Source organism: Streptomyces sp. NPDC093089, from assembly GCF_044754405.1.
GTDB lineage: Bacteria > Actinomycetota > Actinomycetes > Streptomycetales > Streptomycetaceae > Streptomyces.
Window position 1 is genome coordinate 73,427 of record NZ_JBIVPA010000023.1, and the last position, 15,055, is coordinate 88,481.

The window sequence follows — 15,055 nt, forward strand, 5'->3', positions numbered from 1 at the left end:
GTCCGGGCCACTCGGTGAGGTGGGTCTCGCCCCGCCCGCTACCCGAGCAGCTGGTTCTGCAGCGTGACGGTCTGCCGGAACGGCACCGCAAGCGCCCCGCCCTTCCGCGTCTGCGTGATCAACGCGAGCGTGTCACCCGCCTGCACGTACGCCCAGCGCGTCTGCTCGGGTCCGTAGGGCTCCCGCTCCCAGAAGGCCTCGATGTCCGTGTCCCGCACCTTGACGGCGTCCGTGGAGGAGTCCATGACGAACGACGCGACCCCGTCGGGCAGCGTCTTGACGCCGACGGTGCCGTAGCCGCCCCGCAGGGTCTCGTCCTCGTACTGCTGGGCGTAGGCCACCGAGGCGAACCGGAGCAGGTGGACGCTGGTCCGCGTGCCGTCCGGGGTCGTCCAGGCCCGGGCCGCGATGTGCCGCAGGGCGGAGTCCGCGAGGGCCTGCTCCATCTCGGCGCGGTACTCCTTCCCGTAGAGGGAGAGGTACGCGTCCGTGGACACGAACCCGCCGTTCACCTTCGGGTCGACGGTCGCCCCGAGCGGCGCGGGCAGCAGCAGCCGGCGCGGGTCGGCGTGGTGGACCTCCGCCTCGTTGGCGTCGCCGAACGGGCGGGGCCGGTCCGCCGGCAGCGCCGGCAGCGTGAGCCGCGGGTACTCCCAGCGGCCGTCGCTCTCGGTCGCCAGACCGGGCACGTCCTCCCGGTCGAGCGCGGTGATCCCCATGGCGGTGCCGGCGCCCACGCCGCCGCACACGACGACGGCGGCCGTCCAGCGGGCGACGGCCCACAGGACGCGACGGGACCGCCGGGGCGGGGCGGCGGGGGCGGAGGCGGTTTCAATCACCGGCTCCGGGGCGGGCGCCGGCACGTCGGCGACCGTCGCGGTCTGCTGCTCGGTCATACGTACTCCCCCGGGGAATCGATGTGCCCGAGCTGGTTCCGCACCAGCTCGGCGACGGCCTCCTTGTCGAACGGCGAGGCGCCGTACGCCATGGCGGTGACCAGGAACTCGCCGGTGTAGGCCGTGCACGTCATGCCCCGCAGCTGGGCCTCCTTCCTCTCCTTGTCGCCCGTGGTGGGCTCCGGGACGAGGTAGCAGGCGGCGTTCCGGGCGTGGTCCACGACCTTCGGCCCCTTGCGGAGCCCCACGGCTTCGGAGAGCTCCTTGCGCAGCTCGTAGAAGTTCCGGACCGCCCGCTTGTCCTTCATGCGCAGGACGAGGACCTCCACCTGGAGGTCGGAACTGAGCGTGGCGTACGAGCGCATCGCCATGCCCTGGACGCCGACCGCGTCGATGCGCTTCTCGTACTCGCGGCGCTTCTTGCCGTAGAGGCCCTTACCCGTCGACTTGAGGAGGCCGACGGCCTGTCCGGCCCCCAGTTCCCCGTCGTTGCCGTACCCCTCGATGTCCGATCCCAGCTGGTAGCCGACCGGGACGGGCAGGAGGAGCTTGCTCAGCGGCGTGGAGGCACGGCCCCTGGCGATGCCCTCGGCCGGGTCCGTGGACTCGACCTCGGGCGTGGGGTTCGCCCACGCCACGGTCGGCGCCGTCCGATCGGCGCCGTCGACGGTGACGGCGGTGTAGGCGATGCCGCCGCCGACGGCGGCCAGGACGAGCACACCGGTCAGCGCCCGCACCAGGAGGCGGCGGTTGCGGCTCGCCGCCCTGCCGCCGCCCGCCGACGGCTCGGCCGCCGGCCGCTCGCCCGTGGTTTCCCCGCTCGCGACTGCCCCGTCCACGACGTCCACGCTCACGTTCCCCTCGCTCACGTTCTCCTCGCTCACAGGCGCTCCAACTGCCGCTCGGCGAGGGAACGGATGTCCTTCTCGGCGATCTTCCGCGTGTCGAACATGAAGATCTCGATCGCGATGTCCCCGCGCTGGGCGAACGCGCGGGCTTCGTAGACGTCCAGGAATCCGGCCTCGCGCCGCACCTCGTAGACGAAGTAGCGGCCGTTGCCGGAGCCCTTCAGCTCCTCGCCCGGGTTGCCGGAGTCCTCTCGCGCGTAGGACAGCTGGTCCTCCACGAACTCCAGGGCCCCGATCTGCGGGCCGGGCCGGTACTGGAGGAGGTTGACCGTGACCTGCCGGTCCTCGCCCGACCGCCACGAGCGGCTCGCGATGCGCCGGATGCCCTGGCGGAGCTGGAACCCCATCGCCGCTTCGGGCCGGAGGTAGTCGGAGGCGTAGACGGAGAGCGGCACCCATCCGTCCTCGCCCCGGGTCTTCGCCCCCGCAGGGCGCGGAACCAGCAGCTTCCGCAGGTCGCCCTGCGCCTTCGACTGCAGGTCCTCCTTCGCCGACAGCGGCTCCGGCTCCTCGCCCTTGGGGAGCGGCTCGGCCGGGTAGGCGAGGCCGACCTGGTTGAGGGCGGGGAGCGGGGTGGGGTCGCGGTCGGCCTGGACGCGGTAGCCGACGGCGGTGCCGCCGACGAGGCCGAGGACGGCGGCGACGGCGATGAGCCCGACGGTACGGAGGACCCGGCGGCGCGGGGCGCCCTCGGGATTCACGACCGGAGTACCTGATTCCGGCATGGCTTCGTGCGACGGCGGTGGCGCTGTTCCCTGGTTTGGGATGGTTTCTTCGTTGCTCAAGAGTCCCCCCACGAGACCTGAAGGGCGGATTCCGTCATCCGCGCACCCAGCAGACACGCGAGGGGCGCAGGGGGTTGTGGAGCGGCGCATTACAGTTCGGCATATGGCGAAGAAGCTCGTGATCAAGGTGACCGCAGGGGCCGACGCCCCCGAACGCTGCTCGCAGGCCTTCACGGTGGCCGCCGTCGCCGTCGCGAGCGGCGTCGAGGTCTCGCTGTGGCTGACCGGCGAGTCCTCGTGGTTCGCGCTGCCGGGCAAGGCGGCGGAGTTCGAACTTCCGCACGCCGCGCCGCTGCCGGACCTCATCGAGTCGATCCTGGCGGCCGGCCGGGTCACGCTCTGCACCCAGTGCGCCGCCCGCCGCGAGATCACCGAGGCGGACGTCCTCGACGGCGTCCGCATCGCGGGCGCGCAGGTCTTCGTCCAGGAAGCGATGGCCGACGAGACCCAGGCCCTCGTCTACTGATCCCGACGCCCGCCGGTTCCGGCGTCCGCCGACCCCGGCGTCCGCCGGCACCCGCGCCTACTGGTCCCGGCGCTTCTTGCCGTCCAGTTCGTCCCACCACTCGTCGGACTGCGGGTCGCCCGAGGGGTCGTCCCACCAGCGGTCCTCGGGGCCGCGGCGGTTGGCGACCATGGCGGCGACGGGCGGGATGACCATGGCGACGACGCACATGCCGATGGCGACGGGCATGGAGAAGAGGCGCACGACGGCCCAGGCGCCCACGAAGAGGACCAGGCAGGCAGCCATCATCCAGAAATAGACGTGCCGACGCCGTGCGTACACACCTTCAGCGTACGGCGGGGCGGACTTCCCGGCGCGGAAGAGGGAAGACCGGAAGAGGGAAGACCGGAGGGCCGTGCCTCTCAGTCCTGGTGATGGCGTCCAACCCCCCAGGAGGCACGGCCCTCCGGCCGTTCGGGTGCGCGGATCAGACCGCGATGGCGACCTCCGCGAGGCCACCCTTCTGCGCGACGACCTGACGGTCGGCGGTGCCGCCGGGGACCAGGGCGCGGACGGTCCAGGTGCCCTCGGCCGCGTAGAAGCGGAACTGTCCGGTGGCGGAGGTCGGGACCTCGGCCGTGAACTCGCCGGTCGAGTCCAGGAGGCGGACGTAACCGGTGACGGGCTCGCCGTCCTTGGTCACGAAGCCCTGGATGGTGGTCTCACCGGGCTTGATCGTCGAGGCGTCGGGGCCGCCGGGCTGCGCTCCACACATGATGTTCTGTCCTTACGGTCGAGGGGTCCGGAGGGGAGGAGTCCGGGGACTTACTTGTTGGCGCCGAGCTCGATCGGCACGCCGACGAGGGAGCCGTACTCGGTCCACGAGCCGTCGTAGTTCTTGACGTTCGTGACCTCGAGCAGCTCGTGCAGGACGAACCAGGTCAGCGCGGAGCGCTCGCCGATGCGGCAGTAGGCGATGGTGTCCTTCGCCAGATCGACCTGCTCGGCCTCGTAGAGGGCCTTGAGCTCGTCGTCCGACTTGAAGGTGCCGTCGTCGTTGGCGTTCTTCGACCACGGGATGTTGCGGGCGCTCGGCACGTGGCCGGGGCGCTGCGACTGCTCCTGCGGGAGGTGCGCCGGGGCGAGCAGCTTGCCGGAGAACTCGTCGGGCGAGCGGACGTCGACCAGGTTCTGGGCGCCGATCGCGGCCACGACGTCGTCGCGGAAGGCGCGGATCGAGTTGTCCAGGGCCTTGGCCTTGTACTCGGTGGCCGGGCGGGCCGGGACCTCGGAGCCGTCGACCAGGTCGCGGGAGTCGAGCTCCCACTTCTTGCGGCCGCCGTCGAGGAGCTTCACGTCCTGGTGGCCGTACAGCTTGAAGTACCAGTAGGCGTAGGAGGCGAACCAGTTGTTGTTGCCGCCGTAGAGGACGACCGTGGTGTCGTTCGCGATGCCCTTGGCCGAGAGGAGCTTCTCGAAGCCCTCCTGGTCGATGAAGTCGCGGCGGACCGGGTCCTGGAGGTCCTGGGTCCAGTCGATCCGGATGGCGTTGCGGATGTGGTTCTTCTCGTAGGCCGAGGTGTCCTCGTCGACCTCGACGAGGGCGACCTGCGGGTTGTCGAGGTTGGCCTCGACCCAGTCCGCGTCGACCAGTACGTCGCTGCGAGCCATGCTGTTCTCCTCCGGGGCAGTGTGCGGCGGTGTGGTGCGGGTGGTGCGTGTGTGTGGTGCGGTACGCGTCGTCGCGTGGCGTACGGACGGCGGACGTGCGTACGGCGTTGCACAGGGCGGCCCTGACCGCGGTGGGAGGGCCTGAGGAATACGGGAGTGGCGAGTCCCGCTCAGACGGAACGACAGAGCATGGCGGCGACGCGGCACAGGTCTACTGCCCGCCGCTTCGTGAGATCCGCCTGTCGCTTCATGCCCTCGATCGTAGGGACGGACAGGCGGCCGTGTCACCGGCGTGTCGTATTTTGAGACGCGATCGTCCGAGATGCGAGACGCGATCACTGTACGGAGGGGCTCCGGACGCCTCCGTACCCAGGCGTCCGGTTCTCCATCTGCGGATCGGACAGCAGCGTCTCACCATGTGGCCAACGGGGGTCGTGGCGGTGTCTCGGAGGCGGCCCGGAGGGGTCCGCCGGGGGTCTGGAGGCGGCCCGACAGGCAGCGCCTTGCAGGCCGGCCCAGCGGGGGGCCGGAGGCGGCCCGGCGAGGGTCCGGAGGGTTTCCGGCGTCCCGGCGTCAGCCCGCGAGGACGACGTCCTTGCCGGTCACCATGACGGCGAGGCCGTCCGGGCGGGGCTCGACCTTCTCGACCTTCATACCGGCGATCATGCCGATCGGGCGCTCGAAGTCGGTGCGGGCGCGGACGAGTTCCTCGACGCCGGGGATGCCCTCGCCGGGCACCTCGTCGGCGCGGACCCGGATCGTGCCGCCGTCGACGACGGTCACCGTCGACAGGACCGTACGGGTCAGGGTGCGGCCCATGATCTTCACGCCGCCGGTCACCTTCACCTTGCCGTTGCCGCCGTAGGCGACGGTGGCGCCCTGGTCGGCCGCGGCGGCGGTGAGGTCGGCGTACGAGATGAGGGCGGTGCCGGACGCCGAGCCGGCCTTCGCGCCCGCCCAGTCGCCGGTGACGGTCACGTCCCGCAGGACGGCGGTCAGTTCGCCGACCCGGATGCGCTTGCTGCCCGCCGTCGCCTGCACGCCGGTCGCCTTCACGTCGATCTGGTCGAACCGCTTGTCCGCGACCTGGGTGAGGAAGGGGAAGCCCTTGATGTCGACGTCGATCGACTCGCTGGTGGCGGCCGAGAGCTTCACCCGGCTCGACGCCTCCGACTCGGCGTAGGACACGGCCAGCCGGTCGATCCCGACGAGGATCCCGCCCAGCACGACGGCCAGGATCAGCAGAATCCGCAGTGCTCGCATGGGATGAGCGTCCCCCCGGTAGAAAGCTTCGGTGTGGAAAGTCTTCGGCCCCCCGACACGAAGATCGACGTGTCGGGGGGCCGGTTGGTTCCCGGGGCCCGGGCGAGCCGGACGGGCGGGGCTCAGGCCAGGGCGCGGCCGAGCAGGTAGACGGCGGGTGCGGCGGCCGTCAGCGGCAGCGCCACGCCCGCGGTCATGTGGACGAAGCGGGACGGGTAGTCGTAGCTCGCCGCCCGCAGGCCGACCAGCGCGCAGACGCCGGCGCCGAGGCCGAGGACCGCCCCGGAGGCGCCCAGGTCCGTGAGGCCGCCGACCGCGACCCCGGCGCCCGCCGCCGCGAGCAGCGAGGCGACCAGGGAGACCGGGCCGGGCAGCGGCAGCGCCCGGGCGAGGACGGCGGCGGCGACGGCGACCCCGCCGACGACCACCGCGCCGGGCGCGGCGCCGAGGTGGCCGGTGGCGACGACGGTCAGCGCGGCGGAGGCGATGGTGGCCATCAGGCCGTACATCCGCTCGTCCGGGTCGGCGTGGCTGCGCAGCTGGAGGACGAGGCAGAGCAGCACCCAGACGCCGAGCGTGCCCAGGATCGCGGGGGCCGCGTGCTCGCGGCCGGCGGCGAGCAGCGCGGCGTCGGCGACGAGCCCGCCGGCGAAGGCGAGGGCGATGCCCTGCCGGGCCGGCCACATGCCGTTGAGCCGGAACCAGCCCGCGGCCGTCAGGGCCTGGAGCAGGACCAGCGGGACGAGCAGCCCGTACGAGCCGAGGGCCGCGCCGCCGGCGAGCAGCAGGCCGAGGAGGGCGGTCAGCGCGGCCGGCTGCATGCCGGGCTCGATGATCGGCGACCTTCCCTCCGCCCGGGCCCGCTGGGCGTCGGTGATCCGGGTGTTCCCGGACGTCGTCGGCGAGGAGTACGCGGGCGCCGCCTCCGCCCCGGACGCCGGGCCGGGCGCGGCGGCCGGAGCCGGGGTCACGGCCGGAGCCGGGGCAGGGGGCGGGGTCGGGGCGGGGGGCGGGGTCGGGGCGGGAGTCGTGCCCGCCGTCTGCCGCGGCTCGCCGTAGTACTCCGCCGAAGCCCCGTGCGACGGCGGGTACTGCCCGTACGGCTGGGCATGGGGCTGGGCCTGCGGCTGCCCGTACGACTGCCCGTACGGCTGGGCCTGCGGCTGCCCGTACGGCTGGGCCTGCGGCTGCCCGTACGGCTGGGCCTGCGGCCGGTCGTACGCCTCCTGCGTCCCGTGGGCCGCGGGTGCCTGGGCCTGCGCGGCCCGGACCTGGTCGTACGAGACGGCGGGCTGGTACTGGGTGTCCCAGGTCTGGCCCTCCCACGTCTGCGTGACGTCGGCGGAGGCCTGCTGCCCGTGGGGCTGCTCGTGCTGCCGGCCGTCCCGCTGCCCGTCCGCGTACGGGTCGTACTGCTGCCCGCCGTAGTAGTGGTCGTTGCTCATGCTGTGGGGTTCACCCTCCTGCGAACGGGGGGAGCACCTCGACCGTGCCGCCCTCGGCAAGCCGTACCGTCTCATGGCTCCGGGTGCCGACGGGGTCGCCGTCGACCAGGAACGAGCACCTCAGGAGGACCTGCGACAGCTCGCCCGGGTGCTTCGCGCGGGCCGCGTCGAGGGCCTCCGCCAGGTTCCCGGCGGCGTACGGCTCCTCGGCGACTCCGGCGGCGGCCTTGGCCGCGGCCCAGTAGCGGATGGTTCCCGCTGCCATAGCGGCGCTCCCTTCGTTCGTGTGCGCGCCGCCCCCCATGATGGGCTATGCGCGGGTGAGCCAGTCCCCGAGCCGGGCGAGCAGCTCGTCGTCCGCCGCGTTCTCGGCGTGGCCCATCCCCCGCTCCAGCCACAGTTCCGCCTCACCGGCGCCGGCCAGCATCCGCGGGTGGTCGAGCGGGAAGTACGCGTCCCGGTCGCCGTGCACGACGAGGAGCGGGGTCGGCGCGATCAGCGGCACCGCCTCCACCGGCGAGAGGGGCACGGGGTCCCAGGAGCGCCGGTCGATCCGGGTGCGGAACCCGTAGCGGCCGACGAGGCGGCCCGCGGGCCGGGTGACCACCCAGTGGACGCGGCGCATCGGGGCCGTACCCCGGTAGTACCAGCGGGCGGGTGCGGAGACGGAGGCGACGGCGTCCGCGCTCGCCGCCGTCCCCCGCTCCAGCGCGGCGTGGCGCAGGACGACGGACCCGCCCATGGAGAAGCCGACCGTCGCCACGCGCGCGTGGCCGAGCTCACGCGCCCAGCGGACGGCGGCGGACAGGTCGAGGACCTCCCGGTCGCCGACCGTGGACAGGCCGCCGGAGCCGCCGTGGCCGCGGAAGGAGAAGGTGACGACGGACGCGCCGCGCTCGACGAGGACGCGGGCGGCGCGCCGGACGGCGGGCCGGTCGGCCGAGCCCGTGAAGCCGTGGGCGACGACGACCGCCGTACCGGTGACCGCCGAATCGGTGACACTTGCCCCGGAGGGTTCGTAAACCGCCTCGATCCGGACACCGTCATCGGTACGCAGCATCGCGCGCCGGGGCATCCGGGAGTGGACGGAAGTGAGCGAGGAAACATCCAGGATGTGAAATCGGCCCTCTGCCTCGGAACTCATGTGGGCTATTCTGCTTGCCAGAGGATCCGGGCAACGCAGCCCCCGGGTCCTTTTGTGTTTTCCAACCGTTGTTACGGACGGATGAACAAAAGCTCTCAGGGCGCGAGAGCCGCACGTGAGCACACATAGACGTCCTCGCAGGGACCGAGGAGGAACCGACGTCATGGACGAGCGAACGACGCACGACGGACCGACGACCTGGGTAGGTGGGGAGCGATGAGCTCACTGCTGCTCCTGACCAACGCCCTCCAGCCGTCGACCGAGGTGCTGCCCGCACTCGGCCTTCTGCTGCACAACGTCCGGGTCGCCCCGGCCGAGGGCCCCGCCCTAGTGGACACCCCCGGCGCGGACGTGATCCTCGTCGACGGCCGGCGCGACCTCCCGCAGGTGCGCTCGCTCTGCCAGCTGCTGCGCTCCACCGGGCCCGGCTGTCCGCTGATCCTCGTCGTCACGGAGGGCGGCCTCGCAGCCGTCACCGCCGACTGGGGCATCGACGACGTCCTCCTCGACACCGCGGGTCCCGCCGAGGTCGAGGCGCGGCTCCGGCTCGCGATGGGCCGCCAGCAGATCGTCTCCGACGACTCCCCGATGGAGATCCGCAACGGCGACCTGTCGGTCGACGAGGCGACGTACAGCGCGAAGCTCAAGGGCCGGGTCCTGGACCTGACCTTCAAGGAGTTCGAGCTCCTCAAGTACCTGGCCCAGCACCCGGGCCGGGTCTTCACGCGCGCCCAGCTCCTCCAGGAGGTGTGGGGGTACGACTACTTCGGCGGCACCCGAACGGTCGACGTCCACGTGCGGCGCCTGCGGGCCAAGCTCGGACCGGAGCACGAGTCGCTGATCGGCACCGTCCGCAACGTCGGCTACCGCTTCGTCACCCCGGAGAAGGTGGAGCGCGCCGCCGACGAGGCCCGTGCCAAGGAGGGGGCCCGGGCGGGCTCCCGCGTCAAGGACGCCACGGTGGATGTCACCCCCCTGGAGGACACGAACGTGGCGGATGCCACAGTGCGACCTGCCGGTAGGTAGGTCCCCCCGCGTAGACTTCCGCGCGTGGCCAAGGTGACGCGGGATGACGTAGCTCGACTGGCAGGTACTTCTACCGCGGTCGTGAGCTACGTCATCAACAACGGACCCCGGCCGGTCGCCCCGGCCACGCGCGAGCGTGTCCTCGCCGCCATCAAGGAGCTGGGCTACCGCCCGGACCGGGTGGCCCAGGCGATGGCGTCCCGGCGTACGGATCTCATAGGCATGATCGTTCCCGACGCGCGGCAGCCGTTCTTCGGCGAGATGGCGCACGCCGTCGAACAGGCGGCGGCCGAGCGCGGGAAGATGGTCCTCGTCGGCAACTCCGACTACCGGACCGAGCGCGAGGTCCACTACCTGCGCGCCTTCCTCGGCATGCGGGTCTCCGGACTGATCCTGGTCAGCCAGGGCATGAGCGAGCAGGCCGCGAGCGAGATCGAGGCCTGGGACGCGCGCGTGGTGCTGCTGCACGAGCGGCCCGAGGCGATCGACGACGTCGCCGTCGTCACGGACGACATCGGCGGCGCGCAGCTCGCCACCCGGCACCTCCTGGAGCACGGTCACCCGTACGTGGCGTGCCTCGGCGGCGTCCCGAACACCCCGGCCGTCGGCGACCCGGTCGCCGACCACGTCGAGGGCTGGCGGCGCGCCATGCTGGAGGCCGGCCGCTCCACCGAGGGCCGCCTGTTCGAGGCCCCGTACAACCGCTACGACGCCTACCAGGTCGCCCTCAAGCTGCTCGCGGGCCCGGACCGGCCGCCGGCCATCTTCTGCTCCACCGACGACCAGGCCTTCGGCGTCCTGCGCGCCGCCCGCGAGCTCCGCATCGAGGTCCCCACCGAACTCGCCGTCGCCGGCTTCGACGACGTCAAGGAAGCCGCCCTCACCGACCCCCCGCTGACCACCATCTCCTCGGACCGCCCCGCCATGGCCCGTGCCGCGGTCGACCTCGTCCTCGACGACTCCCTCCGCGTCGCCGGCTCCCGCCGCGAACGCGTCAAGCTCTTCCCCTCCGCGCTGGTGGTCCGCCGCTCCTGCGGCTGCAACGGCCACTGAGCCGGGCCCGCGGCACGACCGCGGCCCCGGCACGGCCGAGCGGGGAGGGCACGGCGCCCGTCCCCGCCCCCGCTCGCCCCGCCGTCAGTGGACGCCGTCCTGCTTCCACCAGGACCAGCCGTTGAGCCGCTGCACGGGCCCCAGGACACCGGGCACGGTACCGGCGGGAGGCCGGAGGGGAGGCCTTCAAGGGGCCGGACGCGGGTCTTTATATCGGGCATACAGGGTTCTGTCGGGCTTCTCAGCCGGTCCTCAGACGGCTCTCATGAACGGCGCCGAGAGTCATTGCCATGACGGACTTCCAGGAGCAGCAGCCGCAGCAGCCCTACTACCCGCCGAGGCCGCCGTACGAGCCGACGCAGCCGATCACGACGGAGCCGGGGACGACGATCTGGCCGTCCGGCGGGCAGGTGCCGCCGCCGCCCGCGGCGCCGCCGGTGGCGGTCGCCGCCGCGGCGGGGCCGGGGCCGCGGCGGCGGGCCAAGCGCGGGGTCGGTCTGATGGCCGCGGTGGCGATCGCAGCGGCGGCGATCGGCGGCGGCACGGCGACGCTGGTCCAGCAGCTCACGTCCGACGCGCCGGCCACGGCGTACTCCGCGGTGAACGGCACGAACGTGTCCGCGAGCAGCAAGGGCACGGTCGCCGGGGTCGCGGCGGCCGTCTCCCCCGCCATCGTGGAGATCTCGGCGTCGTCGAACGCGGGCAAGTCCACCGGCTCGGGCGTGATCATCACCTCCGACGGCGAGATCGTCACCAACAACCACGTGATCTCCGGGGCCTCCACCGTCAGCGTGCAGCTCAGCGACGGGAAGACGTACGAGGCCACCGTCGTCGGCACGGACCCCGACAAGGACCTGGCGCTGATCAAGCTGAAGGGCGCGTCGGGCCTGCGGACGGCGACGCTCGGCGACTCGTCGAAGGTGAAGGTCGGCGAGGAGGTCGTGGCCATCGGCTCCCCCGAGGGCCTGACCGGGACCGTCACCAGCGGCATCGTCTCCGCCCTCGACCGGGACGTGACGGTCGCCAAGGACGACGACGGCCGGGACCAGCAGGGCGGCCAGCAGTACGACCCGCGGCAGGGCTGGCCGTTCGAGTTCGGCGGGCAGCAGTTCAACGGCGACACCGGTTCGTCGAAGACGACGTACAAGGCGATCCAGACCGACGCCTCCCTGAACCCGGGGAATTCCGGCGGCGCGCTGATCAATATGAACGGCGAGATCATCGGAATCAATTCGGCCATGTATTCGCCCAGTTCTTCGAACGGTTCCACCGCCGGAAGCGTCGGCCTCGGATTCGCCATCCCGATCGACACCGTGAAGGCCGATCTCGACAGCCTGCGCGCGGGCGGCGACAACTGACCGGGGAACGGACGGCGTGCGACGCTGATCGCATGACGGGACAGCCCCTGACGGGCCAGCAGAACGAAGCCGAGCGCATCCTCATCGTCGACGACGAGCCCGCGGTGCGGGAGGCCCTGCGCCGCAGCCTCGCCTTCGAGGGGTACGGGACCGAGGTCGCCGTCGACGGACTCGACGCGCTGGGCCTGATGGAGTCCTACGCCCCCGACCTCGTCGTCCTCGACGTCCAGATGCCCCGCATGGACGGGCTGACCGCGGCCCGCCGCATCAGGGCCGGGGGCTCGACCGTGCCGATCCTCATGCTCACCGCCCGCGACACCGTCGGCGACCGGGTCACCGGCCTCGACGCGGGCGCGGACGACTACCTGGTGAAGCCGTTCGAGCTGGACGAGCTGTTCGCCCGGATCCGGGCGCTGCTCCGGCGCAGTTCGTACGCCTCCGCCGCGTCGCCCGGCCCGTCCGAGGCCGACGTGCTGGCCTTCGAGGACCTGCGGATGGACCTGTCGACGCGCGAGGTGACGCGGGGCGGGCGGACCGTGGAGCTGACCCGCACCGAGTTCACGCTCCTGGAGATGTTCCTGGCGCACCCGCGGCAGGTGCTGACCCGCGAGCAGATCCTCAAGGCCGTCTGGGGCTTCGACTTCGAACCCAGTTCCAACTCCCTGGACGTGTACGTGATGTACCTGCGGCGCAAGACCGAGGCCGGCGGCGAGCCGCGCCTCGTCCACACGGTGCGGGGCGTGGGCTACGCGCTGCGCGGAGGAGGCGGGGAGTGACGGACCACCCGACCCGGCGTCCGCGCGTGCTCCGGCCCCTGGCCTGGTTCCGCTCGCGGCCCCTGCGGTCGCGCCTCGCGCTGCTGACCGCGCTCGCGGTGGCGCTCGCGGTGGCCGGGGTGTCGCTGGCCTGCTGGTTCGTGACGCGGGCGCAGCTGGAGGCGGAGATGGACGCCTCGCTGCGCAGCACCCGCCTGGACCCGAACGGGGTGCAGAGCCTGCTCGCGCTGTGCCGGCAGGGCACGACGCCGCCGCCGGTGGCGGGCTCGTACACGGTCCAGGTCATCCTCGCCAACGGCAGCGTCTGCACCTCGGGGAAGGCCGCGATCCCGGCCGGGCCCGGCGACCTCGGCGTGGCGCGGGGGCAGCTGGAGTACGCCCTGCACACCGTGAAGGACGACGCCGGGCGGGAGATGCGGGTCTACACGTACCCGCAGGAGGGCCCGATCGGGCTCGCCGTCTCCGTCGCCCGGCCGCTCGCCGAGATCGACAACTCGATGTCCACGCTGCGCTGGGTCCTGCTCCTGGTCTCCGGGATCGGGGTCGTCGGCGCGGGCGCGGCCGGCCTGTGGGTGGCGCGGACCGGTCTGGAGCCGGTGAACCGGCTGGCCGAGGCGGTCGAGCACGTGGCCGCCACCGAGGACCTCACGGTCCGCATCCCGGTGGAGGGCGAGGACGAGATCGCCCGCCTCTCGCGCTCCTTCAACGCGATGACGGCGGCGCTCGCGACCTCCCGGGACCGGCAGGCGCAGCTGATCGCCGACGCGGGTCACGAGCTGCGGACGCCGCTGACCTCGCTCCGGACGAACGTCGAGCTCCTGGCGCGCAGCGAGGAGACCGGCCGGGCGATCCCGCCGGACGACCGGCGGGCCCTGATGGCCTCGGTGAAGGCGCAGATGACGGAGCTGGCCGCGCTGATCGGCGACCTCCAGGAGCTGTCCCGCCCCGACACGGTGCGGCCGGGCCCGCTGGAGGTCGTACCGCTGCACGGCATCCTGCGCTCGGCCCTGGACCGGGCGCGGCTGCGCGGCCCGGAGCTGTCGTTCGTCACGGACCTGGCGCCCTGGTACGTGCGGGCGGAGCCGGCGGCGCTCGAACGGGCCCTGGTCAACGTCCTGGACAACGCGGTGAAGTTCTCGCCGCCGCGGGGCGAGGTCGAGGTGTCCCTGATGCGGGGCGAGCTCACGGTCCGCGACCACGGCCCCGGCGTCTCCCCCGACGAGCTCCCGCACGTCTTCGACCGCTTCTGGCGTTCCCCGTCGGCACGCAGCCTGCCGGGCTCGGGCCTGGGCCTGTCGATCGTGGCGCGGACGGTGCAGCAGGCCGGGGGCACGGTGTCGCTGTCCCCCGCGGAGGGCGGCGGCACCGTGGCGCGGCTGCGTCTCCCGGGGGCGCCGACGCCGCCGCCCGAGCTGTCAGTTGTGCCGGAGGAGGGCCTCGACGAGGCCTGAGCGGGTGTTCGGGAAGTCCATCGGGACGATCCCGAGACCGGTCCGGCCGGCCATCTCGGCGCTGTCGAGGAAGCCGTGGACGCGGGGGTTGAGGCGGTCGGAGTTCCAGCGGGGCGGGAGGTAGGCGGAGGTGCTGACGAAGTTCACGTGGAGCGGGCCCGGCTGCGCGGCGGCCGCGCGGAAGTGGGCCTGGATCTTCGGGTACTTGGCGTCGGGCAGCGCGTTCCAGTCGTCCTGCACGGCGAAGGCCGGGCCGCCCCACCTCAGCCCGGGCAGCCCGCCGTTGTCGGCGAGGAGCACGACCCGGCCCCGGGCCTCGCCGAGGAGGGGGAGCGCGTCCCCGATGCGGAAGAGGGAGCGCCAGCCGCGCCGGTCGAGGTAGTCGTCGAAGACGGCGCGGAAGGTGGCGTCGGACTCCTCCGAGTACTCCTGCTTGACCCGCATGAGGACGGTCTCCGAGGGGTGCGCGGCGAGGAAGTCCCGGCAGGCGACGAGCACGTCGCCGAACATCATGTTCTGGTACGACGCCCCGTGGTGGATCGCGAACGATCCTCCGGTCACCCTGCACCGCACGTCCAGGAAGCGGATGCCGCTGTCCAGCTGCTGGGCGACGGTGGTGTTCTGGCACTCGCTCCAGGCCCCGCCGAACCGGGCCCCCGAGTCGTGCGTCCCGGGGATGCTGAGCCGCCGCAGCTCGGTCCCGTCCCCGTGCCCGCCCATCCACGCGCGCGTGTCCACGGCCGCCGCGGGCGCCGCGCCGACCAGCAGGGCGGCTCCGGCTCCGGCGGCCCCCACGAGAAATCGTCGTCGCTCCATGGCACCGCACTATGACAG

18 protein-coding genes are annotated in these 15,055 nt (G+C 72.8%); 6 read left to right on the forward strand and 12 right to left on the reverse strand.

The window, feature by feature from the left end:
* Nucleotides 1–38 precede the first annotated feature (38 nt).
* Genes ACIQFX_RS37180 through ACIQFX_RS37190 form a run of 3 tightly spaced genes read right to left on the reverse strand, consistent with a single transcriptional unit; the run spans nucleotide 39 to nucleotide 2,505 of the window.
* Nucleotides 39–896, reverse strand: a complete 858-nt coding sequence (locus ACIQFX_RS37180) for a hypothetical protein (RefSeq protein WP_402472556.1) — start codon at nucleotides 894–896, stop codon at nucleotides 39–41.
* Nucleotides 893–1,780 carry a hypothetical protein gene (locus tag ACIQFX_RS37185; protein ID WP_402472559.1) on the reverse strand — a complete coding sequence of 296 codons (888 nt, stop codon included), beginning with the start codon at nucleotides 1,778–1,780 and terminating at the stop codon, nucleotides 893–895. The genes ACIQFX_RS37180 and ACIQFX_RS37185 overlap by 4 nt, the downstream gene beginning before the upstream one ends.
* On the reverse strand, nucleotides 1,777–2,505 hold the full coding sequence (locus ACIQFX_RS37190) for a hypothetical protein (protein WP_402472562.1): 729 nt from the start codon (nucleotides 2,503–2,505) through the stop codon (nucleotides 1,777–1,779). Before ACIQFX_RS37190 ends, ACIQFX_RS37185 begins: the two co-directional genes overlap by 4 nt.
* Nucleotides 2,506–2,692: 187 nt before the next feature.
* Between ACIQFX_RS37190 and ACIQFX_RS37195 the strand changes: the two genes are divergently transcribed.
* Nucleotides 2,693–3,055 carry a DsrE family protein gene (locus tag ACIQFX_RS37195; RefSeq protein WP_402472564.1) on the forward strand — a complete coding sequence of 121 codons (363 nt, stop codon included), beginning with the start codon at nucleotides 2,693–2,695 and terminating at the stop codon, nucleotides 3,053–3,055.
* Nucleotides 3,056–3,112: 57 nt separating this feature from the next.
* On the opposite strand, the gene ACIQFX_RS37200 is transcribed toward ACIQFX_RS37195, so the two are convergent.
* The 8 genes from ACIQFX_RS37200 to ACIQFX_RS37235 all read right to left on the reverse strand — a co-directional run bounded on the left by ACIQFX_RS37200 (nucleotide 3,113) and on the right by ACIQFX_RS37235 (nucleotide 8,557).
* The gene (locus ACIQFX_RS37200; protein WP_402472566.1) at nucleotides 3,113–3,376 is read right to left on the reverse strand and encodes a DUF3099 domain-containing protein; all 264 of its coding nucleotides are present in this window, start codon (nucleotides 3,374–3,376) and stop codon (nucleotides 3,113–3,115) included.
* Nucleotides 3,377–3,521: 145 nt separating this feature from the next.
* Nucleotides 3,522–3,809 carry a DUF1416 domain-containing protein gene (locus tag ACIQFX_RS37205; protein WP_017242395.1) on the reverse strand — a complete coding sequence of 96 codons (288 nt, stop codon included), beginning with the start codon at nucleotides 3,807–3,809 and terminating at the stop codon, nucleotides 3,522–3,524.
* A 50-nt stretch (nucleotides 3,810–3,859) separates the two neighbouring features.
* The gene (locus ACIQFX_RS37210; RefSeq protein ID WP_402472567.1) at nucleotides 3,860–4,705 is read right to left on the reverse strand and encodes a sulfurtransferase; all 846 of its coding nucleotides are present in this window, start codon (nucleotides 4,703–4,705) and stop codon (nucleotides 3,860–3,862) included.
* Nucleotides 4,706–4,875: 170 nt separating this feature from the next.
* Nucleotides 4,876–4,956 (reverse strand): putative leader peptide, encoded by an 81-nt coding sequence (locus tag ACIQFX_RS37215; protein WP_350497993.1) that lies wholly within the window; start codon nucleotides 4,954–4,956, stop codon nucleotides 4,876–4,878.
* 322 nt (nucleotides 4,957–5,278) lie between these two features.
* Nucleotides 5,279–5,968: a DUF2993 domain-containing protein gene (locus ACIQFX_RS37220; protein WP_402472569.1), complete on the reverse strand. Its 690-nt coding sequence runs from the start codon at nucleotides 5,966–5,968 to the stop codon at nucleotides 5,279–5,281.
* A gap of 122 nt (nucleotides 5,969–6,090) precedes the next feature.
* Nucleotides 6,091–7,413 carry a hypothetical protein gene (locus ACIQFX_RS37225; protein ID WP_402472572.1) on the reverse strand — a complete coding sequence of 441 codons (1,323 nt, stop codon included), beginning with the start codon at nucleotides 7,411–7,413 and terminating at the stop codon, nucleotides 6,091–6,093.
* 10 nt (nucleotides 7,414–7,423) lie between these two features.
* The gene (locus ACIQFX_RS37230) at nucleotides 7,424–7,678 is read right to left on the reverse strand and encodes a MoaD/ThiS family protein (RefSeq protein ID WP_402472574.1); all 255 of its coding nucleotides are present in this window, start codon (nucleotides 7,676–7,678) and stop codon (nucleotides 7,424–7,426) included.
* 45 nt (nucleotides 7,679–7,723) lie between these two features.
* A complete protein-coding gene (locus tag ACIQFX_RS37235; RefSeq protein WP_402472576.1) occupies nucleotides 7,724–8,557 on the reverse strand; it encodes an alpha/beta hydrolase in 834 nt (277 codons plus the stop codon).
* Between the two features lie 216 nt (nucleotides 8,558–8,773).
* On the opposite strand from ACIQFX_RS37235, the gene ACIQFX_RS37240 reads away from it, so the two are divergent.
* The 5 genes from ACIQFX_RS37240 (at nucleotide 8,774) to ACIQFX_RS37260 (ending at nucleotide 14,221) form a co-directional block, all read left to right on the forward strand.
* The gene (locus ACIQFX_RS37240; protein ID WP_402472579.1) at nucleotides 8,774–9,583 is read left to right on the forward strand and encodes a response regulator transcription factor; all 810 of its coding nucleotides are present in this window, start codon (nucleotides 8,774–8,776) and stop codon (nucleotides 9,581–9,583) included.
* Nucleotides 9,584–9,607: 24 nt separating this feature from the next.
* Nucleotides 9,608–10,636 carry a LacI family DNA-binding transcriptional regulator gene (locus tag ACIQFX_RS37245; protein WP_402472581.1) on the forward strand — a complete coding sequence of 343 codons (1,029 nt, stop codon included), beginning with the start codon at nucleotides 9,608–9,610 and terminating at the stop codon, nucleotides 10,634–10,636.
* A 290-nt stretch (nucleotides 10,637–10,926) separates the two neighbouring features.
* Nucleotides 10,927–11,994 carry a S1C family serine protease gene (locus tag ACIQFX_RS37250; RefSeq protein WP_402472584.1) on the forward strand — a complete coding sequence of 356 codons (1,068 nt, stop codon included), beginning with the start codon at nucleotides 10,927–10,929 and terminating at the stop codon, nucleotides 11,992–11,994.
* A 32-nt stretch (nucleotides 11,995–12,026) separates the two neighbouring features.
* The gene (locus tag ACIQFX_RS37255) at nucleotides 12,027–12,770 is read left to right on the forward strand and encodes a response regulator transcription factor (RefSeq protein WP_402472587.1); all 744 of its coding nucleotides are present in this window, start codon (nucleotides 12,027–12,029) and stop codon (nucleotides 12,768–12,770) included.
* Nucleotides 12,767–14,221 carry a sensor histidine kinase gene (locus ACIQFX_RS37260; protein ID WP_402472590.1) on the forward strand — a complete coding sequence of 485 codons (1,455 nt, stop codon included), beginning with the start codon at nucleotides 12,767–12,769 and terminating at the stop codon, nucleotides 14,219–14,221. Before ACIQFX_RS37255 ends, ACIQFX_RS37260 begins: the two co-directional genes overlap by 4 nt.
* On the opposite strand, the gene ACIQFX_RS37265 is transcribed toward ACIQFX_RS37260, so the two are convergent.
* Nucleotides 14,186–15,037, reverse strand: a complete 852-nt coding sequence (locus tag ACIQFX_RS37265) for a phosphatidylinositol-specific phospholipase C (RefSeq protein ID WP_402472593.1) — start codon at nucleotides 15,035–15,037, stop codon at nucleotides 14,186–14,188. The genes ACIQFX_RS37260 and ACIQFX_RS37265 overlap by 36 nt on opposite strands.
* Nucleotides 15,038–15,055 lie beyond the last annotated feature (18 nt).

Excerpts from the sequence above, each read along its gene's own strand:
- ACIQFX_RS37180 (WP_402472556.1), bottom strand. The coding sequence starts at position 896 with ATGACCGAGCAGCAGACCGCGACGGTCGCCGACGTGCCGGCGCCCGCC.
- ACIQFX_RS37195 (WP_402472564.1), top strand. The coding sequence starts at position 2,693 with ATGGCGAAGAAGCTCGTGATCAAGGTGACCGCAGGGGCCGACGCCCCC.
- ACIQFX_RS37205 (WP_017242395.1), bottom strand. The coding sequence starts at position 3,809 with ATGTGTGGAGCGCAGCCCGGCGGCCCCGACGCCTCGACGATCAAGCCC.
- ACIQFX_RS37210 (WP_402472567.1), bottom strand. The coding sequence starts at position 4,705 with ATGGCTCGCAGCGACGTACTGGTCGACGCGGACTGGGTCGAGGCCAAC.
- ACIQFX_RS37215 (WP_350497993.1), bottom strand. The coding sequence starts at position 4,956 with ATGAAGCGACAGGCGGATCTCACGAAGCGGCGGGCAGTAGACCTGTGC.
- ACIQFX_RS37220 (WP_402472569.1), bottom strand. The coding sequence starts at position 5,968 with ATGCGAGCACTGCGGATTCTGCTGATCCTGGCCGTCGTGCTGGGCGGG.
- ACIQFX_RS37225 (WP_402472572.1), bottom strand. The coding sequence starts at position 7,413 with ATGAGCAACGACCACTACTACGGCGGGCAGCAGTACGACCCGTACGCG.
- ACIQFX_RS37230 (WP_402472574.1), bottom strand. The coding sequence starts at position 7,678 with ATGGCAGCGGGAACCATCCGCTACTGGGCCGCGGCCAAGGCCGCCGCC.
- ACIQFX_RS37235 (WP_402472576.1), bottom strand. The coding sequence starts at position 8,557 with ATGAGTTCCGAGGCAGAGGGCCGATTTCACATCCTGGATGTTTCCTCG.
- ACIQFX_RS37240 (WP_402472579.1), top strand. The coding sequence starts at position 8,774 with ATGAGCTCACTGCTGCTCCTGACCAACGCCCTCCAGCCGTCGACCGAG.
- ACIQFX_RS37250 (WP_402472584.1), top strand. The coding sequence starts at position 10,927 with ATGACGGACTTCCAGGAGCAGCAGCCGCAGCAGCCCTACTACCCGCCG.
- ACIQFX_RS37255 (WP_402472587.1), top strand. The coding sequence starts at position 12,027 with ATGACGGGACAGCCCCTGACGGGCCAGCAGAACGAAGCCGAGCGCATC.
- ACIQFX_RS37265 (WP_402472593.1), bottom strand. The coding sequence starts at position 15,037 with ATGGAGCGACGACGATTTCTCGTGGGGGCCGCCGGAGCCGGAGCCGCC.